Source organism: Klebsiella sp. 141198, assembly GCF_050600785.1.
Taxonomy (GTDB): Bacteria; Pseudomonadota; Gammaproteobacteria; order Enterobacterales; family Enterobacteriaceae; genus Klebsiella; species Klebsiella aerogenes.
Map to the genome: position 1 here is coordinate 1 of NZ_JAQIRM010000031.1, position 257 is coordinate 257.

The following is a 257-nucleotide window of genomic DNA, read 5'->3' on the forward strand; positions in this document are numbered from 1 at the left end:
TTGGTGTGCGGCTTGATGCTGCCCGGCTTAGCCAGTACCTGACCACGTTCGATTTCTTCACGTTTGATACCACGCAGCAGAACACCTACGTTCTCACCAGCACGGCCTTCGTCCAGCAGTTTGCGGAACATTTCAACGCCAGTACAGGTGGTTTTCGCGGTTTCTTTGATACCAACGATTTCAACTTCTTCACCAACTTTGATGATACCGCGCTCTACACGACCGGTAACAACGGTACCACGACCGGAGATGGAGAA

Annotated in this window: 1 protein-coding gene; it reads right to left on the bottom strand. The window is 51.8% G+C overall.

Going from position 1 to position 257, the window contains the following annotated elements:
- Window positions 1-257 (bottom strand): EF-Tu/IF-2/RF-3 family GTPase (locus PGR10_RS25440; RefSeq protein ID WP_430919904.1); only part of this gene is annotated, 257 nt, incomplete at both ends.